The sequence below is a fragment of the Pseudomonas solani genome, from assembly GCF_026072635.1.
GTDB lineage: Bacteria > Pseudomonadota > Gammaproteobacteria > Pseudomonadales > Pseudomonadaceae > Metapseudomonas > Metapseudomonas solani.
Window position 1 is genome coordinate 1,313,301 of sequence record NZ_AP023081.1, and the last position, 14,709, is coordinate 1,328,009.

10 protein-coding genes and 1 pseudogene are annotated in these 14,709 nt (G+C 67.4%); 10 read left to right on the forward strand and 1 reads right to left on the reverse strand.

Translation table 11 applies throughout. The features are described from left to right. The first annotated feature begins 47 nt into the window (after positions 1-47). The gene (gene pgi, locus PSm6_RS06210) at positions 48-1,712 is read left to right on the forward strand and encodes a glucose-6-phosphate isomerase (RefSeq protein ID WP_021219326.1); all 1,665 of its coding nucleotides are present in this window, start codon (positions 48-50) and stop codon (positions 1,710-1,712) included. 56 nt (positions 1,713-1,768) lie between these two features. Here the strand turns inward: pgi and PSm6_RS06215 are convergent, their stop codons facing one another. Further along, positions 1,769-2,758, reverse strand: a complete 990-nt coding sequence (locus PSm6_RS06215; protein WP_265169766.1) for a GlxA family transcriptional regulator — start codon at positions 2,756-2,758, stop codon at positions 1,769-1,771. A gap of 112 nt (positions 2,759-2,870) precedes the next feature. Here PSm6_RS06215 and PSm6_RS06220 point away from each other — a divergent pair, with 112 nt between their 5' ends. The 9 genes and pseudogenes from PSm6_RS06220 to PSm6_RS06260 all read left to right on the forward strand — a co-directional run bounded on the left by PSm6_RS06220 (position 2,871) and on the right by PSm6_RS06260 (position 14,703). Continuing rightward, complete coding sequence (locus PSm6_RS06220) at positions 2,871-3,956, forward strand: DJ-1/PfpI family protein (RefSeq protein ID WP_265169768.1); 1,086 nt, start codon at positions 2,871-2,873, stop codon at positions 3,954-3,956. 111 nt (positions 3,957-4,067) lie between these two features. After that, positions 4,068-6,005: an acetate--CoA ligase gene (acs, locus tag PSm6_RS06225; protein WP_184491025.1), complete on the forward strand. Its 1,938-nt coding sequence runs from the start codon at positions 4,068-4,070 to the stop codon at positions 6,003-6,005. 77 nt (positions 6,006-6,082) lie between these two features. Next, the gene (locus tag PSm6_RS06230) at positions 6,083-6,958 is read left to right on the forward strand and encodes an oxygenase MpaB family protein (RefSeq protein ID WP_043245248.1); all 876 of its coding nucleotides are present in this window, start codon (positions 6,083-6,085) and stop codon (positions 6,956-6,958) included. Positions 6,959-7,046: 88 nt separating this feature from the next. Further along, a pseudogene (locus tag PSm6_RS06235) lies at positions 7,047-8,224 on the forward strand (acetyl-CoA C-acetyltransferase). Positions 8,225-8,339: 115 nt separating this feature from the next. Continuing rightward, positions 8,340-9,359, forward strand: a complete 1,020-nt coding sequence (locus PSm6_RS06240) for a class I SAM-dependent rRNA methyltransferase (protein ID WP_021217887.1) — start codon at positions 8,340-8,342, stop codon at positions 9,357-9,359. A gap of 100 nt (positions 9,360-9,459) precedes the next feature. After that, complete coding sequence (locus PSm6_RS06245) at positions 9,460-12,402, forward strand: DUF748 domain-containing protein (RefSeq protein WP_043245245.1); 2,943 nt, start codon at positions 9,460-9,462, stop codon at positions 12,400-12,402. Positions 12,403-12,529: 127 nt separating this feature from the next. After that, positions 12,530-12,853: a DUF2845 domain-containing protein gene (locus PSm6_RS06250; protein ID WP_031287191.1), complete on the forward strand. Its 324-nt coding sequence runs from the start codon at positions 12,530-12,532 to the stop codon at positions 12,851-12,853. A gap of 61 nt (positions 12,854-12,914) precedes the next feature. Further along, positions 12,915-13,211, forward strand: coding sequence for a DUF2845 domain-containing protein (locus PSm6_RS06255; RefSeq protein WP_021217890.1), 297 nt, complete (start codon positions 12,915-12,917; stop codon positions 13,209-13,211). A 37-nt stretch (positions 13,212-13,248) separates the two neighbouring features. Continuing rightward, the gene (locus tag PSm6_RS06260; protein ID WP_265169772.1) at positions 13,249-14,703 is read left to right on the forward strand and encodes a rhomboid family intramembrane serine protease; all 1,455 of its coding nucleotides are present in this window, start codon (positions 13,249-13,251) and stop codon (positions 14,701-14,703) included. Positions 14,704-14,709: the final 6 nt, after the last annotated feature.

The following is a 14,709-nucleotide window of genomic DNA, read 5'->3' on the forward strand; positions in this document are numbered from 1 at the left end:
CGGGCTTTTTCATGTTCATAACCAAGTTGATTGCTTGAAGGCACGCCATGAACCACCACCTGACTCCGCTCGACGTAACCCAACTGCCCAGCTGGGGCGCGCTCTCCGCGCACCGTGAGGAGCTGGCCGGTTTCAAGATGCGCCAGGCCTTCCAGGATGACGCCGAGCGTTTCAAGCGCTTCACCCTCAGCGCCTGCGGGCTGCTGCTGGACTTCTCCAAGAACCTGATCCGCGACGACACCCTGGCCCTGCTGGTGAAACTGGCGGAAGAGGCCCAGCTCAGCGACGCGATCAAGGCGATGTTCCGTGGCGAGGTGATCAACGCCTCCGAACAGCGCCCGGTGCTGCACACCGCACTGCGCCGCCCCATCGGTGACAAGGTGCGGGTGGACGGCACCGACGTGATGCCCGAGGTGCACCGTGTGCTGCACCAGATGACCGAGCTGGTGGGCTACGTGCACAACGGCCTGTGGCGCGGTTACACCGAGAAGCCCATCACCGACGTGGTGAACATCGGCATCGGCGGCTCCTTCCTCGGCCCGCAACTGGTTTCCGAAGCCCTGCTGCCCTTCGCCCAGAAAGGCGTGCGCTGCCACTACCTGGCCAACATCGACGGCAGCGAGTTCCGCGAGCTGGCCTGCAAGCTCAACGCCGAAACCACCCTGTTCATCGTCTCCAGCAAGTCCTTCGGCACCCTGGAAACCCTGAAGAACGCCCAGGCCGCCCGCGCCTGGTACCTGGCCCAGGGCGGCAGCGAGGAAGAGCTCTACCGCCACTTCATCGCCGTTTCCAGCAACAAGGAAGCGGCCATGGCCTTCGGCATCCGTGAAGAGAACATCTTCCCCATGTGGGACTGGGTGGGCGGCCGCTACTCGCTGTGGTCGGCTATCGGCCTGCCCATCGCCATGTCCATCGGCATCTCCAACTTCAAGGAGCTGCTGTCCGGCGCCTACAGCATGGACCAGCACTTCCAGACCGCACCCTTCGAGCGCAACATCCCGGTGATCCTCGGCCTGCTGGGCGTCTGGTACAGCGACTTCTGGGGCGCCCGCAGCCACGCGATCCTGCCCTACGACTACTACCTGCGTAACTTCACCGACCACCTGCAGCAGCTGGACATGGAATCAAACGGCAAGAGCGTGCGCCAGGACGGCAGCCCGGTCACCGCCGGCACCGGCCCGGTGATCTGGGGCGGCGTCGGCTGCAACGGCCAGCACGCCTACCACCAGTTGCTGCACCAGGGCACCCACCTGATCCCGGCCGACTTCATCGTCCCGGTGTCCAGCTACAACCCGGTGGCCGACCACCACCAGTGGCTGTTCGCCAACTGCCTGTCCCAGAGCCAGGCGATGATGCTCGGTAAATCCCGCGAGGAAGCCGAGAGCGAGCTGCGCGCCAAGGGCCTGCCCGAGGCCGAGGTGCAGCGCCTGGCACCGCACAAGGCGATCCCCGGCAACCGCCCCAGCAACACCTTGGTGATGGAGCGCATCAGCCCTCGCCGCCTGGGCGCGCTGATCGCCATGTACGAGCACAAGGTCTATGTGCAGAGCGTGCTCTGGGGCATCAACGCCTTCGATCAGTGGGGCGTCGAACTGGGCAAGGAGCTGGGCAAGGGCGTCTACTCGCGCATCGTCGGCAGCGAGGAAACCCCCGCCGAGGACGGCTCCACCCAGGGCCTGATCGACTTCTTCCGCGGCCGTCATCGCGGCTGATGCAGCTGCCGCACCCGCCCCGGGTGCGGCACTCCCCCGCCAGGTACCCGCCGCTGCTAGCGGCAGAAACGCTGGCGGTACTCGCTCGGCGTCACCCCCAACTCCAGCACGAACGCCCTTCTCAGGTTGTACTCGCTGATAAAGCCGGTGCGTTGTGCCGTGCGCTTGAGCGAGGCCGCCCCCGCCTCCAGCAACCGACAGGCCGCTTCCAGGCGCATCTGGAACAGCAGCCGCGCAGGCCCCATGTCCAGCTCCTCCTTGCAGCGTCGATGCAGGGTGCGGGGCGACACTGCCAGCGCCGCCGCTATCGCCTCGATGTCCAGGTCCTCCTGCAGGTGCTCCCGCAGCCAGGCCGATAGTTGCTCCACCAGCCCGCCCACCGGCGCCTGCTGGGCCAGCAGCTCGGCACTGAACTGGCGCTGCCCGCCAGGGCGCCGCAGGTACATCACCAGCCCCTTGGCCACCTGCAGCGAAACACCACGTCCCAGGTCCTCCTCCACCAGGCTCAGGCACAGGTCGATGCCCGCGGTAACACCCGCGGAGCTGTAGAAAGCGCCGTCACGCACGAAGAGCGCGTCCTCCAGCACCCGCACCGTCGGGAACAACCGTTGCAGCAGTGCCGCGTAGCGCCAGTGGGTCACCACCTGGCGCCCATCCAGCAGCCCAGCGCGCGCCAGCAGGAAGGCGCCGGTGCAGACCGAACAGCAACGCCGCGCAACCTGCGCCACCTCGGCCAGCCAGCGCACCAGCACCTCCGCCCCCATGGCCCGCTGCACGCCATGGCCGCCGGCCACCAGCAAGGTGCAGCCCACGAGCTCGGAGGGTGGCGGCAGCGCCTCGGCCTGCAACTGCAACCCGGTGGACGACGCCACCAGCCCCGCCTCAGGCGCCACCGTGCGCAAGCGATAAGGCGCCGCACGGCCACCCGGCAGGTGCTCGCCGACGGCAGCGAACACATCCGCCGGGCCACTGGCGTCGAGCAGCTGGAAATCGGTGAAGACCAGCAAGACGACGAGATGGGGCGGCGATTCGGGGGCTACGGACATGGGCCACCTGGCAGGCACTGACGAGGATTGGCGGAGTTTCATCCATCACTGTCATTCGCGCCAGGCTGACCCGATTAACACTCCAGGCAACCCGCCCGCCAAGGAGTCCCCCATGTCCCGCCTAGCCACCCTGCTGCTCGCCTGCCTGTTTTTCTGCCATCCCCTGCCCCTGAGGGCCGACGAAGCACCCGAGCGCCTGCCCGCCTACCAGAAGCGCTTCGAGCGCGAACGGCCGCTGGTGGCGGTGATCGGAGAAAACCGCATGACGGAGCTGGTCGATTACGTTCTCCCCTATGGGCTGTTGAAGCGCTCGAGCGTCGCCGAGGTCGTCGCGCTTTCCACCCGGCCAGGGCCGATGCAGATGATGCCGGCGCTGCGCCTGCTGGCCGAGGCCGATATCGTCGGCTTCGACCGCCGTCACCCCGAAGGCGCCGATTACATCGTCGTGCCTGCCGTCCACTACAGCGACGACCCGCAACTGCTGCGCTGGGTCCGCCAGCAGGCCGCCAAGGGCGCGACCGTCGTCGGTATCTGCGACGGCGCCCTGGTGCTCGGCGAAGCCGGCCTGCTGGAGGGGCGTCGCGCCACCGGCCACTGGTACTCCCGGGGCCAGCGAGAGGACGACTTTCCCGGCACCCGCTGGGTGAGCGATCGCCGCTACCTGGCCGACGGCAAGGTGATCACCACGGCCGGCGTCAGCGCCGCGATACCCGTCTCCATTGCCCTGGTGGAGGCCATCGCCGGCACCGACCGAGCACAGGCGCTGGCCACGGGCATCGGCCTGGCGGACTGGTCGCCCCGCCACGACGGCGATGCCTTCGCCCTCGGCGCCGGCGGCTACCTGGCCGCCGCCGGCAATCTGCTGTCGTTCTGGCGTCACGAGGAGCTGGGGCTGGAGGTGCGACAAGGCGAAGACGAACTGGCCCTGGCCCTGCGTGCAGACGCCTGGTCGCGCACCTTCCGCTCCGAGGTCCTGGCACTGGCGGCGGATGCATCGCCCATCCGCACGGCCAGCGGCCTGGTCCTGCTACCGGAGCCCATGGCCGCGCACCCGGGTATCACGCACCTGCAGCCCACCGACGCACCGCTGGCCCGCCTCTTCGACCAGACCCTGGGCGCCATCGCCGAGCGTTACGACCCAGCCACCGCCGCACTGGTAGCAGCCCAGCTCGAGTACGCCCCTGCGCTGAACGAATAACCTTGGGGCGGGCTCAAACGCCTGTGCAAAGCCGGCGGGCACTTGAACCGAGCAACTGCTTGGGTGCACCCTAGCCGGCATTGCGGCAACACAAAAACAAGGACCCGCCTCATGTACGAAATCAGCCTTCACGCCGTGCCCGAGGACGTGCGCAAGCGCGCCTTCCTGGATAACGATGCCTACCTGCGCCTGTACCAGCAGTCGGTGGATAACCCCGAGGAGTTCTGGAGCGAGCAGGCCACCACCTTCCTCGACTGGTTCCAGCCCTGGGACCAGCTGCACAGCAGCGACCTGCGCCAAGGCCAGGCCGAATGGTTCAAGGGCGGCAAGCTCAACGTCAGCTACAACTGCATCGACCGCCACCTGGAAAAACGCGCCGAGCAGGTCGCCATCATCTGGGAAGGCGACAACCCGGCCGAATCCGCGCAGATCACCTACCGCAAGCTGCACCAGCACGTCTGCCGCCTGGCCAACGTGCTCAAGGATCGCGGCGTGAAGAAGGGCGACCGGGTGTGCATCTACATGCCGATGATCCCCGAGGCGGCCTACGCCATGCTCGCCTGCTCGCGCATCGGCGCCGTGCATTCGGTGGTGTTCGGCGGCTTCTCCCCCGACGCCCTGCGTGACCGAATCCTCGACGCCGACTGCCGCGCCGTGATCACCGCCGACGAAGGCGTGCGCGGCGGCAAGTACGTGCCCCTCAAGCAGAACGTCGACAAGGCGCTGAAGGATTGCCCCGATGTCTCCACCGTCGTCGTGGTCGAGCGCACCCAGGGCGAAGTCGCCTGGGTCGAAGGCCGCGACATCTGGTACCACGAGGCCCTGCGCGGCGCCTCGGAGGAATGCGTACCGGAGTGGATGGACGCCGAGGACCCGCTGTTCATCCTCTACACCTCCGGCTCCACCGGCAAACCCAAGGGCGTGCTGCACACCACCGGCGGCTACCTGCTGGGCGCGGCGATGACCCACAAGTACGTCTTCGACTACCACGAGGGCGATATCTACTGGTGCACCGCCGATGTGGGCTGGGTCACCGGCCACAGCTACATCGTCTACGGCCCGCTGGCCAACGCCGCCACCACCCTGATGTTCGAGGGTGTGCCGAGCTACCCCGATGCCTCGCGTTTCTGGCAGGTGATCGACAAGCACCAGGTCAACATCTTCTACACCGCGCCCACCGCCCTGCGCGCACTGATGCGTGAAGGCGAAGCCGCCGTGCGCAGCACCTCGCGCGCCAGCCTGCGCCTGCTCGGCAGCGTCGGCGAGCCGATCAACCCGGAAGCCTGGGAGTGGTACTTCAACGTCGTCGGCGAAAAGCGCTGCCCCATCGTCGACACCTGGTGGCAGACCGAGACCGGCAGCATCCTCATCACCCCGCTGCCCGGCGCCACGGCGCTGAAGCCCGGCTCGGCCACCCGCCCCTTCTTCGGCGTGCAACCGGTGCTGCTGGACGAACAGGGCAAGGAGATCGAAGGCGCCGGCTCCGGCGTGCTGGCGATCAAGGCCAGCTGGCCGAGCCAGATCCGCAGCGTCTACGGCGACCACAAGCGGATGATCGAGACCTACTTCTCCGCGTACCCCGGCTACTACTTCACCGGCGACGGCGCGCGCCGCGACGAGGACGGCTACTACTGGATCACCGGCCGCGTGGACGACGTGATCAACGTCTCCGGGCACCGTATCGGCACCGCCGAGGTGGAAAGCGCCCTGGTGCTGCACGACGACGTGGCCGAGGCTGCGGTGGTCGGCTACCCCCACGATGTAAAGGGCCAGGGCATCTATGCCTTCGTCACCACCATGAAGGGCGTGGAACCCAGCGACGAGCTGAAGAAAGAACTGCTGGCCCTGGTCGGCAAGGAAATCGGCAGCTTCGCCAAGCCCGAGCTGATGCAGTGGGCACCCGGCCTGCCGAAGACCCGCTCGGGCAAGATCATGCGGCGCATCCTGCGCAAGATCGCCTGCAACGAGCTGGACAGCCTGGGCGACACCTCCACCCTGGCCGACCCCTCGGTGGTCGAGAGCCTTATCGACAAGCGCTTGAACCAGTAGATAAAGCTTGAAGCTGGGAGCTGGAAGCCGGAAGAATCACCGGGCGCCAGCTCCCGGCCTGCCTCGAACGCCTGACGATGAACCTTATCCGCAACCGCATCGAAAGCCAGATCCTCAGCCTCACCGGAGCCTCCCTCGGGCAGATCGACCTGGACAGCCCCAAGGGCGACCCGGGCTTGTTCGGCCCGGACTCCATGCCCTGGAAGGTCCACGGCGACTTCACCTCGATGATGATCGGCGGCATCAGCGCCCTGCTGTTGCAGATGCTGCACCCCCTCGCCCTCGCTGGCGTGTGGGACCACTCCAATTTCCGCCAGGACATGCTCGGCCGCCTGCGCCGCACCAGCCTGTTCATTTCCGGCACCACCTACGGCAACCGCCACGACGCGGAATGGCTGATCGACAAGGTGCGTACCATCCACCTGCAAGTGGTCGGCAACGCGCCGGATGGGCGCCCCTATGCGGCCAGTGACCCGGACCTGCTCACCTGGGTGCATGTCGCCGAGGTCAGCAGCTTCCTCGGCGCCTACCTGCGCCACCTCGACCCGCAGATGCCCGGCACCGACCAGGACCGCTACTACGCGGAAATCGCCCTGGTGGCCGAACGCCTGGGCGCCCGCAACGTGCCCAAATCGCGCCAGGCCGTCGCCGACTATCTGGAAGCGATGCGCCCGCAGATGCTGTGCGACGAGCGCACCCTCGAAGTGGTACGCCTGCTGCGCGATGCCCCCGCGCCCAGCGCCCTGGCGAAGCCCTTCGGCAACCTGATGATGCAGGCGGGCATCGAGCTGCTGCCCACCTGGGCCCTGGCCATGCTCGGCCTGCGCCTGCCCGACTGGCAGCGCCCGTTGATCCGCGCCGGCGTGCAGCGCACCGCACCGATGCTGCGCTGGGCCCTGCGCAACGGCGCCTCCGTCCGCGCCCGCCGGCGCATGGGCCTGCCCACCCGCTGAGTGGCTGGCCGGTCACACGGGCCTGTGCGACCATCGGCCACTTTCCGGTCACAGCCTGAACCGATTACCCGCTTCGAGGACAGAAACCATGCAAGACGTCGTCATAGTCGCCGCTACCCGCACCGCCGTCGGCAGCTTCCAGGGCTCGCTGGCCCACATCCCCGCCCCGAGCTGGGCGCTGCGGTGATCCGCCAGCTGCTGGCCCAGACCGGCCTCGATGGCGCCCAGGTGGATGAAGTCATCCTCGGCCAGGTGCTCACCGCCGGCTCCGGGCAGAACCCCGCGCGCCAGGCCGCCATCCTCGCCGGCCTGCCCCACGCCGTGCCGGCCATGACCCTGAACAAGGTCTGCGGCTCCGGCCTCAAGGCCCTGCACCTGGCCGCCCAGGCCATCCGCTGCGGCGACGCCGAGGTGATCATCGCCGGCGGCCAGGAGAACATGAGCCTCGCCCCCTACGTCATGCCCGGCGCCCGCACCGGCCTGCGCATGGGCCACGCCAAGCTGGTCGACAGCATGATCCAGGACGGCCTGTGGGACGCCTTCAACGACTACCACATGGGCATCACCGCCGAGAACCTGGTGGAGAAGTACGGCATCAGCCGTGAAGCCCAGGACGCCTTCGCCGCCGCTTCCCAGCAGAAGGCTTCCGCCGCCATCGAAGCGGGCCGCTTCGTGGATGAGATCACCCCGATCCTGATCCCGCAGAAGAAGGGCGACCCTGTTTCCTTCGCCACCGACGAGCAGCCCCGCGCCGGCACCACCGCCGAGTCCCTGGCCAAGCTCAAGCCGGCCTTCAAGAAGGACGGCAGCGTCACCGCCGGCAACGCCTCCAGCCTCAACGACGGCGCCGCCGCCGTGCTGCTGATGAGCGCCGAGAAAGCCAAGGCCCTGGGCCTGCCGGTGCTGGCGCGCATCGCCGCCTACGCCAATGCCGGTGTCGACCCGGCGATCATGGGCATCGGCCCGGTTTCCGCCACCAAGCGCTGCCTGGAGAAGGCCGGCTGGAACCTCGGCGAGCTGGACCTGATCGAAGCCAACGAAGCCTTCGCCGCCCAGGCCCTGTCGGTGGGCAAGGAGCTGGGTTGGGACGCCGAGAAGGTCAACGTCAACGGCGGTGCCATCGCCATCGGCCACCCCATTGGCGCCTCGGGCTGCCGCGTGCTGGTGACCCTGCTGCACGAGATGATCAAGCGCGATGCGAAGAAGGGCCTGGCGACCCTGTGCATCGGCGGCGGGCAGGGCGTGGCCCTGGCCATCGAGCGTTAAGCCACTCGCCACGCCATCGAGACCCTGCGCGAGGCCCACACCGGCCTCGCTGCACTCGGCGCCAAGCCGTTCCCGCTTTGTTAAACTGCGCGCCCTTTCCTCCGAGACGCCGCGCATGCCTTCCGATCTCCCCCAGGCGCTGCGCGCCGCACTCGACGCCCGCCAGCCCCTGCTCGCCGAACTGCATGCGCAAGGCACCGACTGCTACCGCCTGTTCCATGGCAGCCAGGAAGGCGCCTCCGGCCTGACCATCGACCGCTACGGCCCGCAACTGCTGGTGCAGAGCTTCCACCAGACGCTGCAGCGCGACGAGCTGCTGCAGGCCACCGCCCAGGTGCAGGAACGCCTCGGCGAGCCACTGCTGCTGGTCTACAACGACCGCTCCCAGGGCAATTCGCGCATCGATCGCAGCGACCCTGTGTACCAGGCCGAGCCAGACGCACTGGTCGACCTCGTCGGCCAGGAATGGGGCCTGAACTACCGGGTACGCGGCCGTCATCCCGGCCAGGACCCGCTGCTGTTCCTCGACCTGCGCAACGCCCGCGGCTGGGTCAAGCGCCACGCTGCCGGCAAGTCGGTACTCAACCTCTTCGCCTACACCTGTGGCGTCGGCCTGGCTGCCGCAGCGGGAGGAGCCAGCGAGGTGTGGAACCTGGATTTCGCCGAGGGCAACCTGGCCGTCGGCCGCGAAAACGCCGTGCTCAACCCCGGGCTTGCGCCCATGCGCTTCGTGCAGTCGGACTATTTCCCAGCCATCCGCCAGTTGGCCGGCCAGACCATCGCCCGGCGCCACGGGCAGAAACTGCCCAGCTACCCACGCCTGGAACAGCGCCCGTTCGACCTGGTATTCCTCGACCCGCCCGCCTGGGCCAAGAGCGCCTTCGGCACCGTCGACCTGCTGCGTGACTACCAGAGCCTGCTCAAGCCGGCGATCCAGGCCACCGCCGAGAACGGCACGCTGATCTGCTGCAACAACCTAGCGAAGGTGGCTATCGAGGACTGGCGCGAACAGGTGCTGCGCTGCGCCAGCAAGCTCGGCCGTCCGGTGCGGGAATGGGAGCAGCTGCTGCCGGCAAGCGACTTCCCCTCCCTCGACGGGCGCCCGCCGCTGAAGACCCTGGCGCTGCATTTCTGAAGCGAGAACCGCCCTACGAAACCATCAGCAACCGTCTGTCGGAACCTTGTGGCCGTGCCATACTCCAAGCCACCTCCGCCGGGATAGTCGACGCCTCACCATGCACAAAGGATTGAAACGCGCCGTCAGCGCCTTGCTGATCGTCATCGCTCTGTACAGCCTGCTCGGCTTCCTGATCATCCCCGGGGTCGCCCTGCGCGTGGTCAACCAGCAACTGGCCCAGTATGCGAAGGTTCCCGCCCGGCTCGAGCGCATCCAGCTCAACCCCTTCAGTCTCGAACTGACCCTCTGGGGCCTGCACATCGGCGAGGCGGACAAGGAACAGATCGGCTTCCAGCGCCTGCACGCCAACCTGCAGCTGGACAGCCTGTGGACCGGCGCCCTGCACCTGGCCGAGGTGGAGCTGGAGAAGTCCACCACCGAGGTGCTGTTCGCCAAGGACGGCACGCTCAACCTGGCCCAGCTGTTCCAGCTGCCGCCCAGCGAACCCAAGGCCGAAGAACCGGCCGGCGATCCCTTCCCCGTGCGCATCGATAGCGTCCGCCTGGTGGAAGGCGGCCTGCACTTCCAGGACCTGCGTCCGAGCGATGCCATCGAGTTCGTCTACGACTCGTTGAACCTCGAACTGAAGAACCTCAGCACCATCCGCGACGACAACACCGACATGGTGCTGGTCGCCACCGGCCCCCACGGCGGCCGCATCGACTGGCAGGGCAGCCTGAGCCTGGTGCCCTTCGTCTCCAAGGGCGAGCTCAAGGTCACCGAAGGCAATATGAAGGCCTTCTGGCCCTACGTGCGTGACGCCGTGCCACTGGTATTGGAGAAAGGCACCATCAGCCTCGCCACCCAGTACCACCTGAGCTTGGCCAAGGGCACCGAGCTGAAACTGGAACAGACCTCGATCAAGGTGGCGCCCTTCGCCATCAAGGCCCCGGACGGGCGCCCGCTGGTGAACCTGGAGAACCTGGAAGTCAGCGAAAGCTCGCTGGACCTGGCCAAGCAGCAGGTGGTGGTGGGCAAGATCCGCAGCCAGAACCTGGAAACCTGGGCCGCCCGCGAAGCCGATGGCCAGCTGGACTGGCAGAAGCTGTTCGCCAGCGAAGCCAAGGCTCCCGCCAAGGCCGAGCCGACGAAGCAGGAAGCGAAAGCCCCCGAACAGGCCCCGGCCGCCCAACAGGCAGACGCCAAGGCGAAGCAGGACGAACCCGGCAAACCCTGGCAGGTGCTGCTGCGCGATACCCAGCTGCGCGGCTACAAGGTGCACCTGGCCGATCGCGTGCCGAAGAGCCCCGTGCAGATCGACGTCGGCCCGCTCAACCTCGACCTCAAGGACTTCGACAGCCTCGGCGAATCGCCCTTCCAGCTCGCCGTCGACACCGGTCTCGGCAAGCAGGGCAAGCTCAAGGCCGAAGGCCAGGTGCAGCTGAAGCCGACCACCGCCAAGCTGCAGGTGGAAACCCGCGACATCGACCTGCGCGTGGCCCAGGCCTACATGGAGCCCTTCGTGCGCCTGGAGCTGCGCAGCGGCATGCTCGACAGCAACCTCGACGTCGCCCTCACCGGCACCGAACCGCTGGCCCTGACCATCACCGGCCGTGCCCTGGTCAACCAGCTGCACACCCTGGATACGCTCAAGGAGCGCGACTTCGTCAAATGGCAGCAGTTGCTGGTGGAAGGCCTGGCCTACCGCCACGGCGATAGCCTGTCCATCGACAAGGTCGGCATCACCCAGCCCTATGCGCGCTTCATCATCAACGAGGACCTGACCACCAACGCCAGCGACCTGGTGATCAAGCAGCCCGTCGATCCGAACGCCAAGCCCGAGCCCGCCGGCAAGCCGCTGGACATCCATGTCGGCGCGGTAAGCATCAGCAACGGCTCGGCCAACTTCGCCGACTTCAGCCTCACCCCCAACTTCGCCACCGCCATCCAGCAGCTCAATGGCGAGATCGGCACCCTCGACACGCGCACCCGCACACCGGCCACGGTCAATATCAACGGCAAGGTCGACCGCTACGCACCGGTCACCATCAAGGGCAGCCTGACCCCCTTCGACCCGCTGGAGTCCCTGGACATCGCCACCAGCTTCAAGCGCGTCGAGCTGACCACCCTCACGCCCTACTCCGGCAAGTTCGCCGGTTACCGCATCCGCAAGGGTCGCCTCAACCTCGACCTGCACTACCAGATCGAGAAGGGCCAGCTGAAGGCCCAGAACCGCCTGGTGCTGGAGCAGTTGCAACTGGGCGAGCAGGTCGAGAGTCCCGATGCAGTGGACCTGCCCATCAAGCTGGCGGTCGCACTGCTCAAGGACACCGAAGGCAAGATCGACATCGAGCTGCCGGTGGCCGGCAACCTCAAGGACCCGCAGTTCAGTGTCGCCCCCATCGTCTGGCAGACCCTGCGCAACCTGGTGCTGCGTGCGGCCCAGGCGCCCTTCAAGTTCGTCGCCGGGCTGGTGTCCGGCGGTGGCGACCAGGACCTCAGCAACGTGCCCTTCGCCGCCGGCAGCAGCGAGCTGTCCGCCGATGCGCAACGCGCCTTGGATACTCTCTCGGCCGCGCTCAAGGAGCGCCCGGCACTGCGCCTGGAAGTGGAAGGCATGAGCGCCAAGTCCAGCGACGGCCCGCTGCTGGCTGCCCAGCGCCTGGAGCGCGAGTACCAGAGCACCTACTACAAGATCGCCCAGCGCCGCGGCGACAAGGTCCCCGCCGAGCCGGCCCAACTGGAAGTGCCGGACGACGAGAAGCCGCCGATGCTCGAAGGCATCTACCGCACCCGCCTCAAGCAGCAGCCGCCTGCCGAATGGAAGGACCTCAGCGACGAGGAACGCACGGCGAAGATGCGCGACGCGGTGATCGGCTCCTGGGCGCAGAGCGAGCTGCTGCTGCGCCAGCTGGCCCAGGCGCGCGCCGCCAACATCAAGGATTACCTGGTGGACCGCGGCGGCCTGCAGGACGAGCGCGTCTACATGCTCGATGTCAGCCTTGGCGAAGCGGACGCGGACGGCAAGGTCGACACGCCCCTGCAACTGGGCAGCGAATAGCTGCCCAGCCCCCTGGAATTCCCCCTCTTTCCACCTGTCCAAACGGCTGTGTTGCACGAGTTTTCGTGCGGCACCCGGCCCTGCTGACAGCCGCGCCTCAGCGGCGTAGGCTGAAATCCCAACCTGAATGACGGAAGCATTCGTGAAGATCCTCCCCCTGCTCGCCCTGCCCCTGTTCCTGGCCGCCGCATCTGCCCAGGCCTCCTCCACGCTGCGCTGCGAAGGCGGCGGCCTGATCAGCCAGGACGACAGCACCTCACAGGTACAGCGCAAGTGCGGTGAGCCCGCCAGCCGTGCCAGCCTGGGCTACCGCGAGAAGGTCGATCGCTACGGCAACACCAGCGAAGTGCTGGTGGAAGAGTGGGTTTACGGGCCGCGCAACGGCATGTACCAATACCTGCGCTTCGAAGGGAACAAGCTGATCAAGATCGAGAGCAAGCGTGGCGACTGACAGCCATGAATCGGCAGTGCTAGCCTCTGCCACCCATTTTTCCCGGACAGGACGCCCACCCATGAAAAGACTGCTGCTTTCCCTGCTCGCGCTGCCGGCCCTGCTGCTGGCCCACGAGGCCTCCGCCGCCACCTTCCGCTGCGGCAGTGCGCTGGTCAGCGAGGGCGACCGCGCCGTCGAAGTGCAGCGCAAATGCGGCGACCCGGTCAGCCGCAACCTCATCGGCTACTCCGAAACCCGCAGTGGCCGCCAGGAAATGCAGGTAGAGGAATGGGTCTACGGGCCGGTCAACGGCATGTACTACTACCTGGACTTCATCGGTGGCCGCCTCAACTCGGTGGAAAGCAAACGCAACTGACCCACCCTGAACCCGATCCGCGACAAGGACGTCCCGCTTGATCATCCTCCCCGCCGAACACCCGCTGGACTGGAAACGTCCGCCTGTCATCACCCTGTTGCTGGTGATCCTCAACACGCTGATCTACCTCGCCTACCAGGGCGGTGACGAAGTGCGCACGGACGCTGCCGTGCATCTCTATCTCGACGGCGGCCTGCTCAATCGCGAGCGGGCGCTGTTCATCGACAGCCTGGCCCAGCGCCACGAACTGGACGCCGACGAGCGCCGCGGCATCGACGCCGCGCGCCGCCAGGACCTGGCTGGCTACGTGCTGCGCGACCTCGAATTCGAAGACCAGCTGCACCGCTCCCCCGCCTACCAGGCCGACCCGGCCTGGCAGAAGGCGCGCGCCCCGGCCGAGGCCGCCCGTGACGAGATCAGCAGCTACCGCTTCGGCTTCGTGCCCAAGCGCTTTACCGTCGAAGGCCTGTTCGGGGCGATGTTCCTCCACGGCAGCTTCGATCACCTGCTGGGCAACATGATCTTCCTGTTCATCTGCGGCTTCGCCCTGGAGCGTGCGCTCGGGCGCGGCGCCTACCTGGCGCTGTACATCGCCAGCGGCCTGGCCTCGCACCTGCTGTGGTGGGCGCTGGACCCGGGCTGGGTACCCGGCATCGGCGCATCGGGCGCAGTGGCGGGCCTGATGGGCATGTACATCGGCGTCTACGGGCTGCGGCGGATCAACTTCTTCTACTGGCTCGGCCCGCTGATCGGCTACTTCAAGGCGCCGGCGCTGTGGATCCTGCCGATCTGGATGGGCAAGGAGCTCTACGGTCTGTTTCTGGCCAACGACCACGTCAACTACTACGCGCACCTCGGCGGCCTGGGCTTCGGCTTCATCGGCACCTGGCTGCCACGTCGTCTGGGCGGGTTGAAGGTGGATGAGCAATACCTGGCCAAGGAAGACCCGGACGCGCCCTTCAAGCGCGAATTGGCGGCACTGGACCAGCTCATCGGCCGCTTCGCCCTGGACCAGGTCCCTGCCCGTGGGCAGGACCTGCTCACCCGCTACCCGGGACGGCTGGAACTGCTCGAACGCCTGTACCCGGTTGCCAGGACCCGCAACGACGCGCCGCTGATGAGCGCGGTGCTCAAGCAGCTCTTCGCCCTGCCCGACCCAAAGCTCGCCCGCACCCTGCTGTGCCGCCTGGCCGATGACGCCGGCGATGCGCAGTACCGCCTCCTGCAGCACCCGGCCATCCAGCTGCACCTGCTGCAGGGCCTGCTGAAGATCGGCGAAGGCCCGAGGGCTCTGGCACCATGGCGCGTGCTCTGCCGTGCGGCCACGCCGCCGGCTCAGTTGCCCGGCCTGACCCTGATGCTCGCCAAGCAACTGGGCCAACGTCAGGACCTGCGCGGTGTCGCCGAACTGGGCGCCTACCTGCGCAAGGCGTTTCCCGACGCCGAGCAAACCCACCAGTTGGGGCTGTACCAGCAGCACCTGGCGCGCTGATCCGCC